This is a genomic window from Thioalkalivibrio paradoxus ARh 1 (assembly GCF_000227685.2).
Taxonomy (GTDB): Bacteria; Pseudomonadota; Gammaproteobacteria; order Ectothiorhodospirales; family Ectothiorhodospiraceae; genus Thioalkalivibrio; species Thioalkalivibrio paradoxus.
In genome coordinates this window covers 532,501-555,388 of record NZ_CP007029.1, presented here as the reverse complement: position 1 = coordinate 555,388, position 22,888 = coordinate 532,501, and the positions used below count along the sequence as shown (strand labels likewise).

22 protein-coding genes and 2 rRNA genes (1 of these 24 cut by a window edge) are annotated in these 22,888 nt (G+C 65.6%); 9 read left to right on the top strand and 15 right to left on the bottom strand.

The genetic code is table 11. From position 1 onward, the window contains the following. Window positions 1–42: 42 nt before the first annotated feature. From THITH_RS02620 to ffh, 6 genes are all read right to left on the bottom strand, one after another. Complete coding sequence (locus tag THITH_RS02620; protein ID WP_006746058.1) at window positions 43–621, bottom strand: methylated-DNA--[protein]-cysteine S-methyltransferase; 579 nt, start codon at window positions 619–621, stop codon at window positions 43–45. Window positions 622–654: 33 nt separating this feature from the next. Further along, complete coding sequence (gene rplS / locus THITH_RS02615) at window positions 655–1,011, bottom strand: 50S ribosomal protein L19 (RefSeq protein ID WP_006746059.1); 357 nt, start codon at window positions 1,009–1,011, stop codon at window positions 655–657. 9 nt (window positions 1,012–1,020) lie between these two features. Further along, window positions 1,021–1,791: a tRNA (guanosine(37)-N1)-methyltransferase TrmD gene (gene trmD, locus THITH_RS02610; RefSeq protein WP_006746060.1), complete on the bottom strand. Its 771-nt coding sequence runs from the start codon at window positions 1,789–1,791 to the stop codon at window positions 1,021–1,023. An 8-nt stretch (window positions 1,792–1,799) separates the two neighbouring features. Next, window positions 1,800–2,309: a ribosome maturation factor RimM gene (gene rimM, locus THITH_RS02605; protein ID WP_006746061.1), complete on the bottom strand. Its 510-nt coding sequence runs from the start codon at window positions 2,307–2,309 to the stop codon at window positions 1,800–1,802. A gap of 23 nt (window positions 2,310–2,332) precedes the next feature. Beyond that, entirely contained in the window at window positions 2,333–2,593 is a 261-nt protein-coding gene (rpsP, locus tag THITH_RS02600) for a 30S ribosomal protein S16 (protein WP_006746062.1), read from the bottom strand. Between the two features lie 108 nt (window positions 2,594–2,701). Further along, entirely contained in the window at window positions 2,702–4,075 is a 1,374-nt protein-coding gene (gene ffh, locus THITH_RS02595) for a signal recognition particle protein (RefSeq protein ID WP_006746063.1), read from the bottom strand. A gap of 218 nt (window positions 4,076–4,293) precedes the next feature. On the opposite strand from ffh, the gene THITH_RS02590 reads away from it, so the two are divergent. From THITH_RS02590 to radA, 3 genes are all read left to right on the top strand, one after another. Further along, on the top strand, window positions 4,294–5,094 hold the full coding sequence (locus tag THITH_RS02590; protein WP_006746064.1) for a cytochrome C assembly family protein: 801 nt from the start codon (window positions 4,294–4,296) through the stop codon (window positions 5,092–5,094). Between the two features lie 169 nt (window positions 5,095–5,263). Beyond that, entirely contained in the window at window positions 5,264–6,544 is a 1,281-nt protein-coding gene (locus THITH_RS02585; RefSeq protein WP_006746065.1) for an HlyC/CorC family transporter, read from the top strand. Beyond that, window positions 6,544–7,896, top strand: coding sequence for a DNA repair protein RadA (gene radA, locus THITH_RS02580; RefSeq protein ID WP_006746066.1), 1,353 nt, complete (start codon window positions 6,544–6,546; stop codon window positions 7,894–7,896). The genes THITH_RS02585 and radA overlap by 1 nt, the downstream gene beginning before the upstream one ends. Window positions 7,897–8,011: 115 nt before the next feature. On the opposite strand, the gene THITH_RS02575 is transcribed toward radA, so the two are convergent. From THITH_RS02575 to THITH_RS02560, 4 genes are all read right to left on the bottom strand, one after another. Next, a complete protein-coding gene (locus THITH_RS02575; RefSeq protein ID WP_025367209.1) occupies window positions 8,012–8,617 on the bottom strand; it encodes a DUF3501 family protein in 606 nt (201 codons plus the stop codon). 144 nt (window positions 8,618–8,761) lie between these two features. Beyond that, window positions 8,762–9,070, bottom strand: a complete 309-nt coding sequence (locus THITH_RS02570; RefSeq protein WP_006746068.1) for an encapsulin-associated ferritin-like protein — start codon at window positions 9,068–9,070, stop codon at window positions 8,762–8,764. Between the two features lie 26 nt (window positions 9,071–9,096). Then, a complete protein-coding gene (locus tag THITH_RS02565) occupies window positions 9,097–10,443 on the bottom strand; it encodes a heterodisulfide reductase-related iron-sulfur binding cluster (RefSeq protein ID WP_006746069.1) in 1,347 nt (448 codons plus the stop codon). Window positions 10,444–10,527: 84 nt separating this feature from the next. After that, complete coding sequence (locus tag THITH_RS02560) at window positions 10,528–10,947, bottom strand: rubrerythrin family protein (protein WP_006746070.1); 420 nt, start codon at window positions 10,945–10,947, stop codon at window positions 10,528–10,530. A 194-nt stretch (window positions 10,948–11,141) separates the two neighbouring features. On the opposite strand from THITH_RS02560, the gene xseB reads away from it, so the two are divergent. The 3 genes from xseB to dxs all read left to right on the top strand — a co-directional run bounded on the left by xseB (window position 11,142) and on the right by dxs (window position 14,343). Then, on the top strand, window positions 11,142–11,432 hold the full coding sequence (gene xseB, locus THITH_RS02555; RefSeq protein ID WP_025367208.1) for an exodeoxyribonuclease VII small subunit: 291 nt from the start codon (window positions 11,142–11,144) through the stop codon (window positions 11,430–11,432). Between the two features lie 12 nt (window positions 11,433–11,444). Beyond that, on the top strand, window positions 11,445–12,323 hold the full coding sequence (gene ispA / locus THITH_RS02550) for a (2E,6E)-farnesyl diphosphate synthase (protein ID WP_006746073.1): 879 nt from the start codon (window positions 11,445–11,447) through the stop codon (window positions 12,321–12,323). 106 nt (window positions 12,324–12,429) lie between these two features. Beyond that, entirely contained in the window at window positions 12,430–14,343 is a 1,914-nt protein-coding gene (gene dxs, locus THITH_RS02545; protein WP_025367207.1) for a 1-deoxy-D-xylulose-5-phosphate synthase, read from the top strand. Here the strand turns inward: dxs and THITH_RS02540 are convergent. The 3 genes from THITH_RS02540 to THITH_RS02530 all read right to left on the bottom strand — a co-directional run bounded on the left by THITH_RS02540 (window position 14,322) and on the right by THITH_RS02530 (window position 17,074). Then, window positions 14,322–15,740: a PhoH family protein gene (locus THITH_RS02540; protein WP_006746075.1), complete on the bottom strand. Its 1,419-nt coding sequence runs from the start codon at window positions 15,738–15,740 to the stop codon at window positions 14,322–14,324. The two genes, dxs and THITH_RS02540, sit on opposite strands and share 22 nt — an antisense overlap. Window positions 15,741–15,997: 257 nt before the next feature. Continuing rightward, complete coding sequence (locus THITH_RS02535) at window positions 15,998–16,465, bottom strand: peroxiredoxin (protein WP_006746076.1); 468 nt, start codon at window positions 16,463–16,465, stop codon at window positions 15,998–16,000. A gap of 54 nt (window positions 16,466–16,519) precedes the next feature. Continuing rightward, window positions 16,520–17,074, bottom strand: a complete 555-nt coding sequence (locus THITH_RS02530) for a glycine cleavage system protein R (protein ID WP_006746077.1) — start codon at window positions 17,072–17,074, stop codon at window positions 16,520–16,522. Window positions 17,075–17,229: 155 nt separating this feature from the next. On the opposite strand from THITH_RS02530, the gene dapA reads away from it, so the two are divergent. The 3 genes from dapA (at window position 17,230) to THITH_RS02515 (ending at window position 20,094) form a co-directional block, all read left to right on the top strand. Next, window positions 17,230–18,114: a 4-hydroxy-tetrahydrodipicolinate synthase gene (gene dapA, locus THITH_RS02525; protein ID WP_006746078.1), complete on the top strand. Its 885-nt coding sequence runs from the start codon at window positions 17,230–17,232 to the stop codon at window positions 18,112–18,114. Between the two features lie 5 nt (window positions 18,115–18,119). Next, window positions 18,120–19,262 (top strand): outer membrane protein assembly factor BamC, encoded by a 1,143-nt coding sequence (gene bamC / locus THITH_RS02520; RefSeq protein WP_006746079.1) that lies wholly within the window; start codon window positions 18,120–18,122, stop codon window positions 19,260–19,262. A gap of 67 nt (window positions 19,263–19,329) precedes the next feature. Beyond that, window positions 19,330–20,094, top strand: coding sequence for an MBL fold metallo-hydrolase (locus THITH_RS02515; RefSeq protein ID WP_006746080.1), 765 nt, complete (start codon window positions 19,330–19,332; stop codon window positions 20,092–20,094). Window positions 20,095–20,277: 183 nt separating this feature from the next. Here the strand turns inward: THITH_RS02515 and rrf are convergent. Further along, a 5S ribosomal RNA gene (gene rrf, locus THITH_RS02510) occupies window positions 20,278–20,393 on the bottom strand. A gap of 102 nt (window positions 20,394–20,495) precedes the next feature. Continuing rightward, window positions 20,496–22,888: ribosomal RNA gene (locus THITH_RS02505) — 23S ribosomal RNA — on the bottom strand (it continues 487 nt past the right edge of the window).

Below are 22,888 nucleotides of genomic sequence, written 5' to 3'. Positions count from 1 at the left end.
CAGGTAGATCAGGAACGAAGCGGGCCGCCCGCGGGGCGCGGGTCAGCGGCGGGAAACGGGGGATCCGAGATCCGCGTTCTCGTGCTTCAACAGCCAGCCCTTGATGTCGGCGAGGGCTCCCTCGCGCTGGCCTGCGTAGGCACCGGCCCCACTGCGCCATCCGGTGGCTGGAATCACGCGATGGCAGGGGATGAACACCGGCCACGGATTGCTGCGGCAAGCCTGGCCGACCGCCCGCGGGGACGAGCTGATCTCGCGGGCGATCTGCCCGTAGCTGCGAACCTCGCCTACCGGGATCCTACACAGCGCCTGCCAGACTTTCCGGGCGTGCGGGGTGCCGGGCGGAAGATCGGCCGGAGCCCGCCAGTGGGCGGGGTCGCGCAGATAATCGGCGGGATCGAACGGCGGCAAGACCGGCGCCGCAGGCACCGGCCAGCGGCGCGCCCGCTCGAGTGTGCCGCGGAACCCCGGAGGGAGACGCGCGGCATCCGACGCGCCCGGGTCGGAGGTCCGCTCGACCCAGTCCGCGGCCAGCAGGCCGTGGGTTGCCGACGACGCGAACACGAACTCCAGCGCCGCGCGCGGCAGGAAACAGCGTCGGAGATCGACGTCACCCGACACGGATGAACGCGCCGCAGCCACCGGCGGCGGGACTCAGCGTGCCGCCTTGATGTCTTCCTTGATGCGCGCGGCCTTGCCGGTCCGATCGCGCAGGTAGTACAGCTTGGCGCGCCGCACTTTGCCGCGCCGCTTCACCTTGATTTCGGCGACCAGCGGGCTGTGGGTCTGGAACGCGCGCTCCACGCCGGTGCCATAGGACATCTTGCGCACGGTGAACGCGGAATTCAGACCACGGTTGCGCTTCGCGATGACCACGCCCTCGAAGGCCTGGAGTCGCTCGCGATCCCCTTCCCGGACCTTGACCTGCACCACCACGGTGTCGCCGGGGCCGAAGTCCGGAACCTCGGTCTTCATCTGCTCGGCTTCGAGTTGCTGAATCATGTTCTTCATCGTCGGACCTCAATCATCGGTATCTCTGCGCCCGCCGGAACGCTTCCGGAGACCGCGGTATTCGTCCAGCAGGGCCGCATCCTCGACCCCCGGAATCCATCGGGCCAGCAGGTCGGGCCTGCGCTCCCAGGTACGCCCCAGCGCCTCGCGCCGGCGCCAGCGCTCGATCCGGGCGTGGTGCCCGGTCAGCAGCTCGGCCGGCACTGCACGCCCGTCGATCCACTCCGGGCGCGTGTAATGCGGGCAGTCCAGCAACCCCTCGCTGAAGGAGTCCTGGGCCGCCGAATCGGCGTGACCCAGCGCCCCGGGCAACAAGCGCACGCAGGCGTCGATCACCGCCATCGCCGCGAGCTCCCCGCCCGAGAGCACGTAGTCGCCGAGCGACCACTCCTCGTCGACCGCGGCCTCCAGCAGGCGCTCGTCGATTCCCTCGTAGCGCCCGCACAGCAGCGCCACCCGGGGCTGTTGCTGCACCAGCTGCCGCAGCATCGCCTGCTCCAGCGGCCGCCCCTGCGGGGTCAGCGCGATCACGCGCGCCGGTCTCGGGTCGGCCTCGCCCACTGCCGCCAGCGCTGCCGCCAGCGGTGCATACTGCATGACCATCCCCGGGCCGCCGCCGTAGGGGCGATCGTCGACCGCCTGGTGGACCCCCGTCCCCCAGCGCCGAGGATTCCAGGTGTGCAACTCGAACAACCCCTGCTCGGCCGCGCGCCCGGTTACCCCGCATTCCGCCACCGGCCGAACCAGCTCGGGAAACAGCGTGATCACGTCGAAACGCATCGCGCCGCTCAGAACTCGGGGTCCCAGTCGACCCGAACCAGGCCGGCCGCCAGATCGACGTCCAGCACGTAGCGCCCGCGTACCCAGGGCACCAGGCGTTCCCGATCGTTTCGCACCACCATCACGTCGTTCGCACCGGTCTCGATGAAACCCGTTATACGCCCGAGATCGACGCCGTCTTTCGTTTCCACCCGCAGGCCCTGCAGGTCGGCCCAGTAATAGGCGCCTTCCTCGAGCGGCGGAAGCCATTCACGCTCGACCGCGAGCGTCGAGCCCACCAGCGCGCAGGCCGCGTCGCGATCCACGGTCTCCCGGAACTTCAGCACCACGCCACGCCCGTGCGCGCGCCCCGACTCGACCTCCAGCAATTCCCAGTCATCCCCGCGCTGCAGCCACAACTGCGAAAAACCGGCAATGGCCGCGCGCGGCTCGGTCTCGGAAAAGATCCGCACGAAGCCCTTGACTCCGTACACACCGGACACGCGTCCGACGATCAGGCGCTCCGGTTCGGCGCTCACCGCTGCAGGCGCCCGTGACCGCTTCAGGCGGCGGCAGCCACCTGCTTGCGATGCTGCTTGACCAGCTGAGCCACGCGATCCGACGTGGCCGCGCCCCGGGCCAGCCAGTGATCGACACGCTCCAGATCGATCTTCAACGGCGTCTCCTGCCCCCGGGCCACGGGGTTGAAAAAGCCGATGCGCTCGATGTACCCGCTGTCGCGGCGGGCGCGCGAGTCGGTGACGACGATCTGGTAGAACGGCGCGCGCTTGGCGCCGCGACGGGACAGACGAATGGTAACCATGCGTATTCTGGACCTCAGTGAATCCGGGTTTCTCGAGGGAACGGGGAATTATAACGGATGCCGCTCACGAAACAAGCCACTGCGACAGCGCCCGCGGGGACCGCGCCTTCAGCGAAACGGCAGGCCTCCGCCGCCCAGCCCGCCCATGCGGCCGCCGAGCGAGCGCATCATCTTGGCCGCCCCGCCCTTCGAGAACTTCTTCATCGCCTTGCTCATCTGCGTGTGCTGTTTCAGCAGGCGGTTGACGTCCTGGATCTGGCAGCCGGAACCGGCGGCGATGCGGCGCTTGCGCGACCCCTTGATGACCTCCGGGTGGCGCCGCTCCTGTTCGGTCATCGAGCTGATCACGGCCATCATCCGGCGGATTTCGCGGTCGTTGGCCTGGGCCTTGACCGTTTCCGGCAATTGTCCGGCACCCGGGAGTTTCTCGAGCAAGCTGCCGATGCCGCCCATCTTCTGCATCTGCGCCAACTGGTCGCGCAGGTCGTTCAAATTGAACCCGCGCCCTTTCTTCAGCTTGCGAGCGAGCTTTTCGGCCTTGTCGTGGTCGACCTGGCGAGTGGCTTCCTCGACCAGCGTCAGCACATCGCCCATCCCCAGGATGCGGGACGCGACGCGATCGGGATGAAACGGTTCCAGCGCCTCGGAACGCTCGCCCATGCCCAGGAACTTGATCGGCACGCCGGTGACCTTGCGCACCGACAACGCAGCCCCGCCGCGGGCATCGCCGTCGGCCTTGGTCAGCACCACGCCGGTCAGCGGCAGCGCTTCGCCGAAGGCGCGTGCAGTATTCGCGGCATCCTGGCCGGTCATCGCATCGACCACGAAAAGCGTCTCGATCGGGTCGATCGCCGCGTGCAGCGCCTTGATCTCGGCCATCATCGCGTCGTCGACATGCAGCCGGCCTGCAGTGTCGACCAGCAGCACGTCCTGCATCTCCCGCCGCGCACGTTCCACCGCAGCCCGGGCGATCATTTCCGGGCGCTGCCCGGTGTCGCTGGGATAGAAACTGGCGTCCACCTGTCCGGCCAGCGTCTCGAGCTGCCGGATCGCGGCCGGGCGATACACGTCGCAGCTGACCACCGCCACTTTCTTCTTCTGACGCTCGCGCAGCAGCCGCGCCAGCTTGCCGATGCTGGTGGTCTTGCCGGCGCCCTGCAGGCCGGCGACCAGCACGATCGCCGGCGGCTGGCTCGCCAGGTTCAGGTCTGCGCCTTCCCCGCCCATCACTCGCACGAGTTCGTCGTGCACGACCTTGATGAACGCCTGCCCCGGCGTCAGGCTGCCGATGACCTCGCGCCCCAGCGCCTTCTCGCGCGTGTCGGCGATGAACTCGCGCACCACCGGCAGTGCCACGTCGGCCTCCAGCAGCGCCATGCGCACTTCGCGCAAGGCCTCCTGAATATTGTCTTCGGTGAGCCGCGCCTGGCCCTTGAGCCGCTTGACCGTTGCCTGGAGGCGGGTGGAAAGTCCGTCGAACATGGTGACTCCTGAATGCTGTCGATAGGGCCGCGCGGCAGCAATCTGTCCGCCGCTGCGACCGCGCCCGTGGCGCAACGGGCCCAAGTATACGGGACGGCACGGGGACGCGGCATCCGGGCCAGCGGCCGTGCCGGACGATAACGCGGTCACCGTACGCTACCCCGGCAACCCCGTGGATGCGATGCATTGTCCGCCGGAAGCATGGATAATCGACCACCATGAGCGTAGCGATCGGCCTGCTGGCCATTCTTGTTTACCTGATCACGACCGGATCCCTGGTGGCCGCCGCCAGGCACGAGCCGCCGGCGCCGGCCCGCCCGCGCCTCGCGCTCGGAATCTGGGCCGTGGCGCTGCTGGTGCACCTCGGGGCGTTATCACAACTCATCTGGACCGACGCCGGGCTGAACCTTTGCCTGGGCAATGCGCTGTCGGCGTCGTTGTGGCTGGTCGCCGCGCTGCTGTGGGTGGCATCGCTGCGCCATCCACTCGCGATCATGGGCGTGATCGTGCTGCCGCTGACGGCCCTGGCGCTATTGGGCGCGCTGACCTGCAGCGGCGGCACGCGCGTTGCAGCCACGCCGTTCGTCGAGATCCACATCATGCTCGCCGCCCTCGGCTGGGCCTTTCTGGCGCTGTCCACGGTACAGGCGGCAGTGATGACGGCACAGCACCACGCGCTGCACGAGCATCACACCGGCGGGTTCGTGCGCTACCTGCCGCCGCTGTACTCGATGGAACTCTGGCTGTTCCGGATGATCTTCGTCGGCTGGGTGTTTCTGAGCCTGAGCCTCGCCAGCGGTCTGATCTTCCTGGAAGACCTGTTCGCCCAGCATCTCGTGCACAAGAGCGTGCTGTCGATCCTGGCGTGGATCATGTTCTCGGTGCTGCTGTTCGGCCGCTGGCGCTTCGGCTGGCGCGGCTCGCGCGCACTGGCGTGGACCACCGGCGGGTTCGTGAGCCTGGTACTTGCCTATTTCGGATCGAAGCTGGTGCTCGAAGTCATCCTGCAGCGGGTGTGATCCCGCCGGGAAAGGTGCCGGGGGCGCCCTGACGCAGGCGCTCCCGCACGGGCGGGCCACCGAAGGGGCCTGACGGGCACGGCGGGCGGCAGCCGCAAGTAGGTATCGGACCCGCCGCGGATCCTGCCAGAATCGCGATTCGACACGGTCCACAGCGAGGCTCTGCCGCTTGTACGACATTCCCCTGACCGCCCTGTTCGGCGCCCTGTTCCTGCTGTTCCTGCTGTCGGCGTTCTTCTCGGGCTCCGAGACCGCGCTGATGGCGCTGAACCGCTATCGGATGCGGCACAAGGCCCAGCTGGGCCATCGCGGCGCGTCGCTGGCGGCACGCCTGCTCGAGCGCCCGGATCGCCTGATCGGCCTGATCCTGCTCGGCAACAATTTCGTCAATATCCTGATCACGCAGATCGCGACCTTCATCGGCTGGCGCCTGTTCGGCGATACCGGGGTCGCGATCGCCACCGGCCTGCTCACGCTGGCGCTGCTGATCTTTGCGGAAACCGCGCCGAAAACGGTCGCAGCGCTGCACAGCGAACGCATCGCCTATCCGGCCGCCTGGGTCTACAGCGCGCTGATCCGCCCGCTCGCGCCCGTGGTATTCGTGATCAACTTCCTGGCAAACGGCTTCCTGCGCGTTTTCGGGATCCGGATGGATGCCCGCCAGCGCGCGGCCCTGTCCGCCGACGAGCTGCGTTCGGTCGTGGTCGAGGCCGGATCGCTGATCCCGGCGAAGCACCAGCGCATGCTGATCAACCTGCTCGATCTCGAGCGCACCACGGTCGAGGACATCATGATCCCGCGCAACGAAATCGTCGCGCTCGATCTCGAAGAAGACTGGAACGACGTGCTCGACCAGATCCTGAGCGGCAGCTTCACGCGCGTGCCGGTGATCGAGGGCGAGCTCGACCGCGTACTCGGCTTCGTGCACATGCGCGACGTGCTGCCGCTGGCCTACCGCGAATCCTTTGGTGCCGAGGAGCTTCGGGCGGTGATCACTCCACCCTATTTCATACCCGAGGGAACGGCGCTGAACCGCCAGCTGATCAACTTCCAGAAGGAAAAGCGGCGCATCGGCCTGGTGGTGGACGAGTACGGCGACATCGAGGGCTTGGTGACGCTCGAGGATCTTCTCGAGGAAATCGTCGGCGAGTTCACCACCGATTCGCCGACCATGAGCGACGACGTACTGCGCCAGCCCGACGGCAGCGTGGTGGTCGACGGCGGCATCCACCTGCGCGAGCTCAATCGCGCCCTCGACCTGAACCTGCCGGTCGACGGCCCGAAAACCCTCAGCGGCCTGATCGTCGAACACCTGGAGGAGATCCCCGAGGCGCCGGCGAGCGTACGCATCGCGGGCGTGGTGATGGACATCGTGCAGATCAAGAACAACACCGTGCGCACGGTGCGCATCCCGCCGGCAGCCCCGCCGAGTCCGCCGGAGGCATCCTGATGGCGAAGCCGAAGCTGCAGTACGTCTGCCGGGAATGCGGGGGCACCAGCCCGAAGTGGTCCGGGCAGTGCGGGGACTGCGGCGCCTGGAACAGCCTGGAAGAACTGGCCGCAAACGCCGCCGTACAGGGCCCGCGCGGCGGAGGCTATGCCGGCGAGGCGGGCCGGATCACGCGCCTCGGAGAAGTCGAAACACGCGAACTGCCGCGCATCGCCACCGGCCTGTCCGAGCTCGACCGCAGCCTGGGCGGCGGACTGGTCCCCGGCTCGGTGGTGCTGATCGGTGGCGACCCCGGCATCGGCAAGTCGACGCTGCTGCTGCAGGTGCTGGCGCTGCTGCCGCCGGAGCAGAGCCTGTATGTGACCGGCGAGGAATCGGCGCAGCAGGTCAGCCTGCGCGCGCGCCGCCTGAGCCTCGACGTCGCCGGCCTGCGCCTGTTGACCGAGACCCAGGTGGAGAACGTGATCGCGACCAGCGACCGCGAGCGGCCGCGGGTATTGGTGATCGATTCCATCCAGACGCTGTACACCGCGGCGCTGCAATCGGCGCCGGGATCGGTGTCGCAGGTACGCGAGAGCGCCGCGGCGCTGGTGCGGCTGGCAAAGCAGCGCGGCGTGACCGTGATCCTGGTCGGCCACGTGACCAAGGACGGGCAGATCGCGGGTCCGCGGGTGCTCGAGCACATGGTCGACACGGTGCTGTATTTCGAAGGCGACCCCGGTGGGCGCTACCGCATGCTGCGGGCGGTCAAAAACCGCTTCGGCGCGGTCAACGAACTCGGCGTGTTCGCGATGCAGGAGGACGGACTGAAGCCGGTCGCGAACCCGTCGGCGATCTTCCTGTCCCGACACAGCCGGGCGGTGCCCGGAAGCGTAGTGATGGTGACCCGCGAAGGCACCCGCCCGCTGCTGGTCGAGGTGCAGGCCCTGGTCGCCGAGACCCACGCCCCGCAGCCGCGGCGGGTCACGCTCGGCCTGGAGCAGAACCGGCTGATCATGCTGCTCGCGGTGCTGGGACGGCACGGCGGCATCACCTTGTTCGACCAGGACGTGTTCGTGAACGTGGTCGGCGGAGTGCGGGTGTCCGAGACCGCCGCCGATCTGCCGATGCTGGTCGCGGCGCTTTCGTCGCTGCGCGACCGCCCGCTGGGCATGGATCTGGCCTGCTTCGGGGAGATCGGACTATCGGGCGAAGTGCGCCCGGTGCCGAACGGCGAGGAACGTCTGGCCGAGGCCGCCAAGCACGGCATGACGCGCGCGATCATTCCCGCCGGCAACCGCATCCGCCGGCGCCTGCCCGGCATCGAGATCGCACCGGTCGAACACCTGTCGGACGCGCTGGATCTGATCTGACGTCAGGGAAACCCCGGGGCGCGTCGGACTCCCCGCCAGCGCCAGGGTTCGGCGCCAGGCGTGGCCCAGTGGCGTGCCTACGGCGGCGCCCGTACGCGCGGACGCCGGCATTGCGTCAGTTCGCGGCCGCGAGGTCTTCGGCCAGGGAATCCCGCATCGCCGGCGCCACGGCATCGACCCGGTGGGCATAGTGCTCGTGTTCGACGCCGACCGCGATGCCGGCGCCCTTCTTCACCGCGGCGATCATCTCGGCGGTCAGCTCGAAACGCAGGAAATGCACCGACGAGGTCTTGTCCTCGGTGTCACGCTCGAGATCCTCGTCGGCGATCGGGTAGACCTTGTCGAAGCCCTCGACCTGCACGTAGGTCTTGTCCTCGATCCCGATCAGCCGACCCAGCGCCACCTTGCGCTCGTCGATGTCGGGGAACTCGACCATCATCGTCGCCTTCCAGTTGGTCCCGTCCGGGATCAGCGGGTTGTACGCGTCGAGTTCGTCCTGGATGCCGGCGGCGTCGAAGATCTTCTCCGCGCGCAGCATTTCCTGGATCTGGTACAGCATCGTCTTGCGATCCTCGAAATGCAGCGTCACGTTGGGGCCGACCTGCAGCACGCGGTTCTTCTTGTGCTGCATCAACTCGGCCCGGAACGCGGGACGCAGTTCCGAATACTTCTCCAGCGAGTACAGGTCGTCTCGGCTCAGCTTGCTCACAGCTACCTCCAGAGTCTGGGTCCGATCCGGAAGATCCGCGCCCACCCACAATAGCGGCGCAGGCCCTCGCTTCCGGAACGAGTCGGCTGGCAGGGCCGGGCAGTCCCCGGGCCGATCCCGATTGCTGCGACCGACTCCGGCACCCCGCCCCGCGCGTCAATGGTCGTGATCGTGGTGACCGATGTCGGTGTAATCCTTGTCGGAGAACAGGTTGTCGCGCAGTTCCTTGTCGAACACCGGGTTCCTGCGACGGATCCACTCGAGCACCATCGCCGCGTGTTCGATTTCCTCGTCACGGTTGTGTGCGAGGATCGCGCGCAATTCCGGATCCTTGCAGGCGTCGACGCGCTGCTGGTACCAGTCCACGGCCTCGAGCTCTTCCATCAGCGACACGATCGCCCGGTGCATTTCCCGGCTCTCGTCGCTCAGCTCCCCTACGGGTTCGTGGTAACCATCACTCGACATTTTCTGGTCTCCTCGGTCGGATTCGGTTAAAGCCCGTACGCCTTGCGCAGCAGGGTCAGCGGGTGCTCGGGTTCGCGCCCGTCTTTCAGACCATTCTCGATCATGTGCCCGGCCATCGGGCAGTCGCTGGAAAAGTGGTCCGCCTCGGCCTTCTGGACCCGACCGACCACCGGCCGGCAGATCTTGGTCGCGGTCTCGAAGAACTCGGTCTTGACGCCGTAGGTGCCGTCGTGCCCGGAGCAGCGCTCGATCACGTCGATCTCGGTGTCGGGCACGAGCTTCAGCAGGTCGCGTGTCTTCAGGCCCATGTTCTGCACCCGCAGATGACAGGCGGCGTGATAGGCGACCTTGCCCAAGCGCTGCGGGAAATCGGTGTTCAGCCGGCCGCCGGCATGACGGGCCATCAGGTACTCGAACGGGTCGAAGATCCGCTCCTTCACCGACTGCACGTCGGCATCGTCCGGGAACATCAACGGCAGTTCCTGCTTGAACATCAGCACGCAGGATGGCACCGGCCCGACGATGTCGTAGCCCTGGTCGATCATGCGCTTCATCGCGGGAACGTTGAAGTCCTTCGCGGCCGCCACCGCCTCGAGATCGCCGAGTTCCAGCTTGGGCATCCCGCAGCACTGCTCCTTGTCGAGCAGCGTGACCTCGATGCCGTTGTGATTGAAGACCTTGACCAGGTCCTCGACGATGTGGGGCTCGTTGTAATTGCCATAGCAGGTCGCGAACAACGCCACGCGGCCAGTGGTGCCGTTCACCGCCTCCGGCGCGGGCACTGACGCCGCTGCCTGCGCAGCGCGCTTGCGGCCCTTGCGGCTGTGGTATTTCGGCAGACTCGCGTCGGGGTGCACGCCCAGCGTCTTGTCCAGCAGCTTGCGCGCCGCCCCGTTGCGGTTCACCGCGTTCACCGTCTGCGCCACCACCGGGATGCCGGCCAGCGTGCCGATCAGGTCAGTGCTGGACATCAGCTTGTGCGCGGTTTTCGCGCCTTCCTTCTTGAAGCGCACCGCCTTGCCGCGCAGCATCAGATGTGGGAAGTCGACGTTCCACTCGTGCGGCGGTACGTACGGACACTTGGTCAGATAGCACAGGTCGCACAGGTAGCAGTGGTCGACGACCTTCCAGTAGTCGTCCTTCTTCACCCCGTCCACTTCCATGGTGTCGGATTCGTCGACCAGATCGAACAGGGTGGGGAACGAGTTGCACAGGCTCACGCAGCGGCGGCAGCCATGGCAGATGTCGAAGACACGCTCCAGCTCGGTGAAGAGCGAGCCTTCGTCGTAGAAATCGGGGTTGCGCCAATCCAGCGGATGGCGGGTCGGGGCTTCGAGACTGCCTTCACGTTTATTCTGCGTCGGCGCGGACATGCGTTTCTCCCAGGCCTGGAGTCTTCACTGACAGGGAACGGGGCCGGATCGCCGGCCCCGCCCGATGCTCTCTCCCGAAGCCGATCAGGCGTTCAGGGTGTCCAGCGCCTTCTGGAAGCGGTTGGCGTGCGAACGCTCTGCCTTGGCCAGAGTTTCGAACCAGTCGGCGATCTCGTCGAAGCCCTCGTCGCGCGCGGTCTTCGCCATGCCCGGGTACATGTCGGTGTACTCGTGGGTTTCGCCGGCGATGGCCGTCTTCAGGTTGGCCTCGGTGCCGCCGAACGGCAGGCCGGTGGCCGGATCACCGCAGGTTTCGAGATACTCGAGGTGGCCATGCGCGTGGCCGGTCTCGCCCTCGGCGGTGGAACGGAACACGGTGGCGACATCGTTGTAGCCTTCGACGTCCGCCTTGGATGCGAAGTACAGGTAGCGGCGGTTGGCCTGGGATTCGCCGGAAAAGGCTTCCTGCAGGTTGTTCTCGGTCTTGCTGCCTTTCAGGTCCATCGTCGATCTCCTCTGTTGGACTGAGTGGGTATGCGCTGCCCGCCAATGGCAGGCACGGAATTTAGACTGCGTCTAAACCGTGGCGAGACTTTAGACCCGGTCTAAACGGTTGTCAACCTCCGCTTCGGTGCATTCGGCTTCCCAGGGGGCTTCGGATTCGGTACCTTTTTCCAGCGCCCATGCCGACCCGGATCATGCCAGAAATCCCCCCTCCCGAAACCCCGGCCAGCTTCGAAGCGGCCATGGAGGCCCTCGAGCAGCTCGTCGCCCGCATGGAGACGGGCGACATGCCGCTGGAAGATGCCCTGCGCGAATACCAACGCGGCATGGAGCTGGTGCGGGCCTGCCAGACGGCGCTCGACGATGCCCAGCAACGCATCGAGCGCTCGGTCGACCGCCCCGCTACCCCCACTGACACAGCCTCGGACCCCAATGACTCCACAAAAGTTCCGGATATTGCCGACCCGGACGATGTCCCGTTCTGATCGGCGCTGCGCGTGAACCATCGGATCGAAGCGTACCAGAAGCGCATCGAGGCGTTCCTGGACCGGACCCTGGATCCCGAAGACGCGCCGGTTCCCGAGTTGATCGCTGCGATGCGCTATTCGACGCTGGGCGGTGGCAAACGGCTGCGCCCCCTGCTGGTCTACGCGACGGGCCAGGCGGTGGGGGCACCCGACGCGGCGCTGGATGCGATCGCGGCAGCGGTCGAGATGATCCACGTGTACTCCCTGATCCACGACGACCTGCCGGCCATGGATGACGACGATCTGCGCCGTGGCAAGCCGACCTGCCACAAAGTCTATGGCGAGGCCAGCGCGATCCTGGCCGGCGACGCGCTGCAGGCGCTCGCGTTCGCGACACTGCTCGATGCCACGGCGGGCGTGCACGCCGATACCCGACTCGGGCTGGCGAAGGAGTTGGCCCATGCCGCAGGCATTCACGGCATGGCCGGCGGTCAGGCGATCGATCTCGCATCCGAGGGACAATCGCTGAACGTCACCGACCTCGAAACCATGCATCGGCTGAAGACCGGCGCACTGATCCGCGCCTCGGTGCTGCTGCCGGCTCAGGCGGGCCATGCAGACGCCGAGACGCGGGCCCGGCTCGGCACCTATGCCGACTGTATCGGCCTCGCGTTCCAGATCCGCGACGACGTGCTCGATGTCGAAGGGGATCCGGAGCTCTTGGGCAAGGCCTGCGGCGCCGACAGTCTGCTCGAGAAGGCGACCTTTCCCGCACTGCTGGGCCTGGAGGCGTCGCGGCAGCGGGCCGCCGAACTGGTCGACGAGGCGCTGGAAAATCTGCAACCCTTTGGCACGGAGGCCGACTTGCTTCGCTTCCTCGCCCGGTACATCGTGGAGCGCAGGCATTGAATCCGGGCCGACCGATGATCGAGTGCAACGACCACGCAGGCAGCACCCCCCGAAGGCGGCCCCAAGCGTGGCAGCCGCCCGCGGCGGCGCGGCCGCCGGGCCGAGCATGAGCGACACCCCACGGCTCGATTCGATCGACTGGCCGGCGGATCTGCGTACGCGCAGCGTCTCCGACCTGGAACGCATCGCGTCGGAACTGCGCCGATTCCTGATCGACACGGTGGCGCGTACGGGCGGGCACCTGGCAGCCAACCTGGGAACCGTCGAACTCGCGATCGCGTTGCACTACGTGTTCGACACGCCACGCGACCGCATCGTCTGGGACGTCGGGCACCAGGCCTATGCGCACAAGATCCTCACCGGGCGCCGCGACGCGATGGCGACGCTGCGCCAGTACGGCGGCCTCGCCGGCTTCCCGAAACGGGACGAGAGCGAGTACGACGCCTTCGGCACCGGCCACTCGAGCACCTCGATCAGCGCGGCCGCCGGGATGGCGCTGGCGGCGGCACGGACCGGAGCCAGGCACCGCCATGTCGCGGTGATCGGTGACGGCGCGATGACCGCCGGCATGGCCTACGAGGCGCTGAACCACGTCGGCGAGCTCGATTGCGACCTGCTGGTGATCCTGAACGACAACGAGATGTCGATCTCGCCCAATGTCGGCGCGATGAGCCAGTATCTCGCCCGCCTGCTTTCAGGTCGGCTGTACTGCAGCGTGCGGGAAGGTTCGAAGAAGGTGCTCGAATACATGCCGCCGGTCCGGGCCCTCGCGCAGCGCGCCGAGGAGCACGTGAAGGGCATGATCATGCCCGGCACGCTGTTCGAGGAACTGGGCTTCCGCTATTTCGGACCGGTGGACGGACACGACGTCGACGGGCTGGTCGCGATGCTGTCCAACCTGCGCGATTTGCGCGGACCGCGGCTGCTGCACATCGTCACGCGCAAGGGCCACGGATACGCGCCCGCCGAAGACGACCCCTGCCGCTACCACGGGGTCGGGCAATTCAGCCCGGACGCCGGCCTCGCCGCCGCGGCGCAGGCAAAGGCACCGACCTATACCGAGGTATTCGGCAACTGGCTTTGCGACCAGGCCCGAATCGACGCACGGCTGGTCGGGATCACCCCGGCGATGCGCGAGGGATCGGGCCTGGTGCGCTTCTCCGAGGAATTCCCCGACCGCTACTTCGACGTCGGCATCGCCGAACAGCACGCGGTCACGCTGGCGGCCGGCATGGCCTGCGAAGGACTGCACCCGGTCGTCGCGATCTACTCGACCTTCCTGCAGCGCGCGCTGGACCAGGTGATCCACGACGTCGCGCTGCAGAACCTGCCGGTGCTGTTCGCGATCGATCGGGCCGGGATCGTCGGGCCGGACGGCCCCACCCACGCCGGCGTGTTCGACATCAGTCTGTTGCGCACCGTCCCGAACCTGGTGCTGATGGCGCCAGCCGACGAGGCCGAGTGCCGGCGCATGCTCAGCACCGGATTCGCCTGCACCGGGCCAGCGGCAGTCCGCTACCCGCGCGGGCGCGGCCCCGGGACGGCACCCGGCACCGATCTCGATCCGATCCCGGTCGGCAAGGCGGCGATCGTGCGCAACGGACACCGAATCGCGCTGCTGAGCTTTGGCCCATTGCTGGAAGCGGCGCTGGAAGCCGCCGAGGCGATCGATGCGACGGTGGTCAACATGCGCTTCATCAAACCACTGGACACGGATCTCCTCGAGCGGCTGGCGCGCGACCATGAACGCTTCGTGACGCTCGAGGACCATGCGCTGGCCGGCGGGGCGGGAAGCGCGGTGCTCGAGGCGCTGACCGCGCTGGATCTGGCGACCCCCTGCCTGACGCTGGGCCTGCCGGACCATTTCACCGCACACGGGCCGCGGGAGCGCCTGTTGTCGGATTACGGGCTCGATGCCCCGGGCATCCTCCGCGCCATTCACGGCGACGGCCGGGGCGAACCCCCGCCGCCGCGGAAGGCGGCCGGCCGGCAGCCCCCTCAGAGCGAACGCGACGCGTAGTCGGCGAGCCGCGACCGTTCTCCGCGCGTCAGCGTGACGTGACCGCTGTGCGTCCAGTGGCGAAAGCGGTCGACCACATAGGTGAGCCCCGAGGTGGTCTCGGTCAGGTACGGCGTGTCGATCTGCGCGATGTTGCCCAGCGCAACGACCTTTGAACCCGGCCCCGCGCGCGTGATCAGCGTCTTCATCTGTTTGCTGGTCAGGTTCTGCGCCTCGTCGAGAATGATGTAGCGGTTCAGGAAGGTGCGGCCGCGCATGAAGTTCAGCGACCGCAGCTTGATCCGGTTCTGGATCACGTCGTTGGTCGCGGCGCGGCCCCAGTCGCCTCCGCCTTCGGTCCGGGTCAGCACCTCCAGGTTGTCGATCAGCGCCCCCATCCACGGCGTCATCTTCTCCTCCTCGGTACCCGGCAGGAAGCCGATGTCCTCACCCACCGGGATCGTGACCCGGGTCATGATGATCTCCTTGTAGACATTGTCCTCGAGCGTCTGCGCCAGACCGGCCGCCAGCGTCAGCAGCGTCTTGCCGGTGCCCGCTGCGCCCACCAGCGACACGAAGTCCACCTCCGGATCCATCAGCAGGTTCAGCGCGAAGTTCTGCTCGCGGTTGCGCGCATTGATCCCCCAGACGGTGTGCCGTGGATGCAGGTAGTCGTCGACGAGTTCGATCACCGCGTTCTCGGCCTGATGGTCGAGTTCCAGGACGATCGCCTGGATCGGGGGATCACCGTCCCGGTAGATGAACTGGTTCGGGTGCCATTGCATGACCAGCGGGCCGCTGACCCGGTAATAGGTGCGCCCGCTTTCCTGCCACGAATCCATTTCCCGACCGTGCGAGTCCCAGAAATCCTCCGGCAGCTCCGCCATTCCCGAATACAGCAGGCTGACGTCATCGAGCACCTGATCGCTGAAATAGTCTTCCGCATGCAGCCCGAGCACCGCGGCCTTGATGCGCAGGTTGATGTCCTTCGAAACCAGCGTCAGGTCGACATCCGGGAGGTCGTTCTGCAGCGCGAGTGCAGTGGCCAGGATGGTGTTGTCGGGGGTCGATCCGGGCAGCGTCTCGGGGATCTGCGCGGCCATCGCGCGGGTTTGGAAGAACAGGCGCCCGCTGGCATGGAAGCTGGCATCCGCCAGCGACCGCGCATGCAACGGAAGCCCTTGCCGGATCTGCTCGTGGGTGGCGTCCTGGGTCAACTCGTCGATGAATCGGCTGACCTGGCGCACGTTCCGGGCGACTTCGGAAACGCCCTTCTTGCTGCAGTCGAGCTCCTCCAGCACTACCATCGGCAAAAAGATGTCGTGCTCCTGAAACCGGAACAGCGCGGTCGGGTCATGCATCAGCACATTGGTGTCGAGCACGAACAGGCGGTTGCTGCGCATCTCCTTCTTGGCCATGGACCCTCCGGGCGGATTGGCACTTTCGTCTAGGGTTCGGGCACAGTTAGCGTGAAAGTCACGGCCTGTCTCGTGTCCCGGGCGACCCGTAGGGCGGAAAAGCGCAGCGCCATCCGCCGCTCGGCGTTCGCGCATCCCCGGCGCCTGCGGCAATCCCGGCGCCGGATGGCGGATGACGGCCTTCGGCCTCTCCCGCCCTACGCCTACTTCAAATAATTGATCTTGTGGAGAGCTTTATACCGCCTGACAAACATGGGCTAGAGTTCGCGCACCGCGTCCAGCACTTCGGCAACGTGCCCCGGGACCTTGACCTTGCGCCATTCCCTGCGCAGTACGCCGTTTTCGTCGATCAGAAACGTCGAGCGTTCGATCCCGCGTACTTGTTTGCCGTACATGTTTTTCATCTTGATGACACCGAAGGCCTCGCAAAGGGCTTCGTCGGCATCGCTCAGCAGGTCGAAGGTCAGGCCTTCGCGGCTCCGGAAGCGCTCGTGGCTCTTCACGCTGTCACGGGAGACCCCGAGGATCACCGCGTTGGCGGCATCGAAATCGGCCTGGTGCGCGGCAAAGTCGCGGCTTTCGCTGGTGCAGCCCGGTGTACTGTCCTTCGGGTAGAAATACAGCACGATGCGCCGGCCGGCGAAATCGCCGAGCGCGAGCGACTGCTCGTCAGTCGCCGGCAGCCGCAGGTCGGTCGGAACGGTCTGATCGATGGCAATGTTCATGTCGATTCCCTTGGAATACGGAGGCAGAAACGATGGTCCGCGCTGGACCTACCTTCAGCCCTTGATCGGGTCCAGCACGCCATCGAGGTTCAAGTCGTCGCAAAAATCGAGAAAATCCCCGCGCAGGCTGGCGAGATGCTGCTCGGCCGGGATATCGACGACCAGATTCGCGGAGAACATGCGGGTACCGGTCTGCTGCGCGCGAAACGCGCGGGTATGCATGTCCCGGATGTTCACGCCGCGGCTGGTGAAAAACTCGGCGAGCGCATGCACGATCCCGACCTCGTCGAGCGCGACGACATCGACCGTATACGGCATCGCCTGCTGCGGCGCCTCCCCCGGCTGCACGCGCCGCGCGATCAGACTGAACCCGGTTTCCGCCTCCAGTCTCGGCAACCGACTCTCGAGCTTTCCGAGGGTTTTCCAGTTGCCGCTGACGGCCATGCTGATGCAGCAGACGCCAGCCAGCACCGACATCCTGCTGTCTTCGAGGTTGCAGCCCGCATCCATCACGAACCGCGCGACCTGCTCGAGCAGGCCGGGCCGATCGGCACCGATCAGGACCATGACCAGGTGGGTGGCGGGAATCGCGCCCTGAGAATCCGACATGACAGCAGCACAAGCAGCGGGACAGGAAGGCAACATATCACCTTGCGAACCCGGCGCAAACGCCGCATCCCATCGGGCAACGCAGATTCGATGGTCTCTTGAACCCCCTGTTCCCCCGCCGGTAGACTGCGACATTGGCGTACCCGGAGGGCGCAATGTTTCAAGGTAGCATGGTCGCATTGGTCACACCGATGCAACCCGATGGCAGCATCGACCACGAATCGCTGCAGAGACTCGTCGACTGGCACATCGACGCGGGCACCGATGCCATCGTTGCGGTCGGCACCACGGGCGAATCGGCGACCCTCGATTTCGACGAACACTGCATGGTGATTGCGCGGGTGGTCGAACACGTGAAAGGCCGCCTACCGGTCATCGCCGGCACCGGCGCGAATGCCACCCGGGAGGCGATCGAGCTGACCCGGTGCGCGCGCGACGCCGGCGCTGACGCCTGCCTGCTGGTCACGCCGTATTACAACAAACCGACACAGGAAGGCCTGTACCGCCATTATCGCGCGGTCGCCGAAGCCGTCGAGATTCCGCAAATCCTCTACAACGTTCCCGGACGCACTGCGGTGGATCTGCTCCCCGAAACGGTCGAACGGCTCGCCGGCGTGCCCAACATCGTCGGCCTGAAGGAGGCGCTGGGGAGCCCGGAGCGGACGCGCGAACTGGTCGAACGCGTCGGCGGCCGACTGGAACTGTACAGCGGCGACGATGCGACCGCGCTGGACTTCCTGCTCGCCGGCGGACAGGGCGTCATTTCGGTCACCGCCAACGTGGCGCCCGCACTGATGCACGAGATGTGCGCGCTCGCTCTCGCCGGCGACGCGAGCCGGGCCCGTGAAGTCAACGACCGGCTGGACGGGCTGCACCATGCGCTGTTCCTGGAAGCCAACCCGATTCCAGTGAAGTGGGCCACAGCCCGCCTGGGACTGATTCCCGAAGGGATTCGCCTGCCGCTGACGCCGTTGTCAGAACCCTTTCACGCGCCGGTGCTCGAAGCGATGCGCCGTGCCGGCATCGCTCTGGATCCGTAAACGACATGAACCCGACACCCGCCGTCAAGCTGCCCCTTCGTCTTCTGGCCGCGGCCGTGGCCCTCGCGCTCTCCGGATGCGCCGGCCTTGGCCCCGGCACCGCTGACGGCCCGCGCTACGAGGCCAGCCGCCAGATCGACTCGCTGGAAGTTCCGCCCGATCTGCTCGCGCCCGACATGGAGCGCGCCTACCGGATTCCTGAGGCACCCGGCGCACGCGTGAGCGCCCGGGAAATCGATCGCGACCTCCGGGCTGCACCCCGGACCGTGACACGCGACCGACCGATCCTGCCCGAAAGCCCCGAGGTGCAGTTGCGCCGGGACGGGCAGTTGCGCTGGCTGGTTGTGCAGGCCGAGCCCGAAGCGCTTTGGCCACGACTGCGCGACTTCTGGCGCACACAGAACCTCGCGCTGGCCCGCGACGAGCCCGCTTTAGGCATCATGGAAACCGTATGGGCCGAGGACCGGGCCGGAATTCCCTTGGGCCTCACCCAGGGTCTGATCTCGCGCGCATTGGGCACCCTGTACGACGCCGGCACGCGCGACCAGTACCGGCTACGGGTCGACCGCCTCAACGGCGCCACCGAGGTGTTCATTGCACACCGGGGAGCCGTCGAAGAGGGAGACCGGGACGGCCAGGCCATGCGCTGGGTGATGAGCGACCCCGATCCGCAACTCGAGGCCGAGATGCTGAACCGGCTGCTCGTGTTCCTGACCACCGGCGACGTTCCCGACGCCCGTACGCGCGTAGAGGAAACCGACTTCGAACGCACCGGGCAAATCGATCTCATCGAGCGCGACGGCCGGCCGGTACTCGCACTCACCGGAGAGCCCGATGCGCTGTGGCGACGCCTGGGCCTCGCGCTCGACCGCAGTGGGCTCCTGGTCGATGAGCACAGCCGGCGCGACGGAATCTTCCTGGTCACCTATCGCCCCGATGTCGCAGACGCGGCCCAGCGAGACCGCCCGGGTCTGCTCCGGCGCATGTTCGGCCGGGGCGAAGACCGGCGCCAGGGCGAACGCTACCAGGTGCGGATGACCGAGAACGGCCGCGATCTGCAGATCGAAGCGCTTTCGATCGAGGGTGATCGCATTCGCGACCGGGACGCGCGCTTCGTGCTGGAACGGATCCAGCCCCAGCTGCGCTGAACTCCCAGCGCGGGCCGGTGCCACTCGCAATGGCGGTACTCGCATTGCCTCACCGGCCCCGCCCCGCGTGATCCGCTTCGCTTCGCTGGGCAGCGGGTCGTCCGGCAACGCGCTGCTGGTTCAGGCAGGGCGTACGCGGATCCTCGTCGACTGCGGCTTTTCCATCCAGCAGACGACGCTGCGGCTCGCGCGCCTCGGCGTCACGCCGGCAGACCTCGACGCGGTGCTGATCACGCATGAACACGCCGACCACATCGGATCCAGCGCCGCGCTCTGTCGCCGTCATCGGCTTCCAGCGTACCTGACACCGGGCACCTACCTGGCGGCGCGCGATTCCGGCTATCCCCGCGTCCAGGAATTTCATGCCGGCGACCGGTTCGCGATCAAGGACCTCGAAATTCAGTCCTTTACCGTACCGCACGACGCGCGCGAACCCTGCCAGTTCGTTTTCACCGACGGTGCGTCGCGGCTGGCATTGCTGACCGACCTCGGCCACGTCAGCCCCCACGTCCGCCACCAGATCGACCGCGTCGACGGACTCCTGATCGAGTGCAATCACGACCCCGCCCTGCTTGCCGCGGGTCCCTACCCTCCCGCGCTGAAGCGCCGCGTGGGTGGGCCGTACGGGCATCTCGCCAACGACGCCGCCGAGGATCTGCTGCAGGCGATGGACCGCCAGCGCCTGCAGCACGTAATCGGCATGCATTTGTCGGAAACCAACAATCGGCCCGAGTTCGCTCGGCGTGCGTTGGCCGCCGGCCTCGGCTGTGCCATCGACGACACCGAACTCGCGACCCAGGCACACGGCATCGACTGGCGCGAACTGCGCTGAGCCGCGTTCGCGGCGCTCCCGACCGAACCTCTGCCGATCGATCCCGCCCCCTCTCGCTTCTTGCCGCCGCGCCACGCGCTTCGCGGCCGCTCACCACCGGCAGTACCCACAACTGGAACCGCACAGCGGTACGCGGACGAAAAAAAACCCGGATGCATCAGCTGCATCCGGGTTGGGGTAAATGCCTGGCGGTGACCTACTCTCACATGGGGAGGCCCCAAACTACCATCGGCGCTGAACAGTTTCACTTCCGAGTTCGAGATGGGATCGGGTGGTTCCTGTTCGCTATGGCCGCCAGACAAACTGGCTGAAGCATACATATCGCACGCATGCTTCAATTCTGGAATGCATTCTAGGCAGTGTGTCAACGATCGAGACCAGCCCAACTACTTGGGTGTTATATGGTCAAGCCTCACGGGCAATTAGTACTGGTTAGCTTCACGCGTTGCCACGCTTCCACATCCAGCCTATCAACGTTGTGGTCTTCAACGGCCCTTTAGGGGACTCGAAGTCCCAGGGAGATCTCATCTTCAGGTGGGTTTCCCGCTTAGATGCTTTCAGCGGTTATCCCTTCCGTACATAGCTACCCGGCAGTGCCACTGGCGTGACAACCGGAACACCAGAGGTACGTCCATCCCGGTCCTCTCGTACTAAGGACAGATCCTGTCAAATCTCCGACGCCCACGGCAGATAGGGACCGAACTGTCTCACGACGTTCTAAACCCAGCTCGCGTACCACTTTAAATGGCGAACAGCCATACCCTTGGGACCTGCTTCAGCCCCAGGATGTGATGAGCCGACATCGAGGTGCCAAACACTGCCGTCGATATGGACTCTTGGGCAGTATCAGCCTGTTATCCCCGGAGTACCTTTTATCCGTTGAGCGATGGCCCTTCCATACAGAACCACCGGATCACTAAGACCTGCTTTCGCACCTGCTCGACGTGTCTGTCTCGCAGTCAAGCACCCTTATGCCTTTGCACTCGTTGCGCGATTTCCGACCGCGCTGAGGGTACCTTCGCGCTCCTCCGTTACTCTTTGGGAGGAGACCGCCCCAGTCAAACTACCCACCACACACGGTCCCCGACCCGGATCACGGGCCTGGGTTAGAACTTCAAACATGCCAGGGTGGTATTTCAAGGTTGGCTCCACCGGGACTGGCGTCCCGGTTTCAAAGCCTCCCACCTATCCTACACAAGCATATTCAAAGTTCAGTGTGAAGCTGTAGTAAAGGTTCACGGGGTCTTTCCGTCTAGCCGCGGGTACACTGCATCTTCACAGCGATTTCAATTTCACTGAGTCTCGGGTGGAGACAGTGCCGCCATCGTTACGCCATTCGTGCAGGTCGGAACTTACCCGACAAGGAATTTCGCTACCTTAGGACCGTTATAGTTACGGCCGCCGTTTACCGGGGCTTCGATCAAGAGCTTCGCTTGCGCTAACCCCATCAATTAACCTTCCGGCACCGGGCAGGCGTCACACCCTATACGTCCTCTTTCGAGTTTGCAGAGTGCTATGTTTTTAATAAACAGTCGCAGCGGCCTGGTCTCTGCGACCCTCAACTGCTCGGGGAGCAAGTCCCATCACAGTCAAGGGCGTACCTTCTCCCGAAGTTACGGTACCATTTTGCCTAGTTCCTTCACCCGAGTTCTCTCAAGCGCCTTGGGATTCTCACCCTGCCCACCTGTGTCGGTTTCGGGTACGGTCTCGTGTCAACTGAAGCTTAGAGGCTTTTCCTGGAAGCAGGGCATCAGTCACTTCGCTCCCGTGGGAGCTCGTCATCACATCTCAGGATTGTGTCCCCGGATTTGCCTAAGGACACTCCCTACATGCTTGAACCGGACACCAACAGCCGGATGACCTAGCCTTCTTCGTCCCCCCATCGCATTAACACGAGGTACAGGAATATTAACCTGTTTCCCATCGACTACGCATTTCTGCCTCGCCTTAGGGGCCGACTAACCCTGCGCCGATTAACGTTGCGCAGGAAACCTTGGGCTTTCGGCGGATGGGTTTTTCACCCATCTTATCGTTACTTATGTCAGCATTCGCACTTCTGATACCTCCAGCATGCCTTTCGACACACCTTCGCAGGCTTACAGAACGCTCCTCTACCACCTGTCCAAGACAGGTCCGCAGCTTCGGTACATGGCTTGAGCCCCGTTAAATCTTCCGCGCAGGCCGACTCGACCAGTGAGCTATTACGCTTTCTTTAAAGGATGGCTGCTTCTAAGCCAACCTCCTGGCTGTTTTTGCCTTCCCACATCGTTTCCCACTGAGCCATGATTTGGGGACCTTAGCTGGCGGTCTGGGTTGTTTCCCTTTCCACGACGGAAGTTAGCTCCCGCCGTGTGTCTCCCATGCTCGCACTTCCCGGTATTCGGAGTTTGCAATGGTTTGGTAAGTCGGGATGACCCCCTAGCCATAACAGTGCTCTACCCCCGAGAGTGATACATGAGGCGCTACCTAAATAGCTTTCGAGGAGAACCAGCTATTTCCGAGCTTGATTAGCCTTTCACTCCGATCCACAGCTCATCCCCTAATTTTTCAACATTAGTGGGTTCGGGCCTCCAGTAGGTGTTACCCCACCTTCACCCTGGCCATGGATAGATCGCCCGGTTTCGGGTCTACTCCCAGCGACTGATCGCCCTATTAAGACTCGGTTTCCCTACGGCTCCCCTATACGGTTAACCTTGCCACTGAAAGTAAGTCGCTGACCCATTATACAAAAGGTACGCAGTCACCCCCGAAGGGGCTCCCACTGCTTGTACGCACACGGTTTCAGGTTCTATTT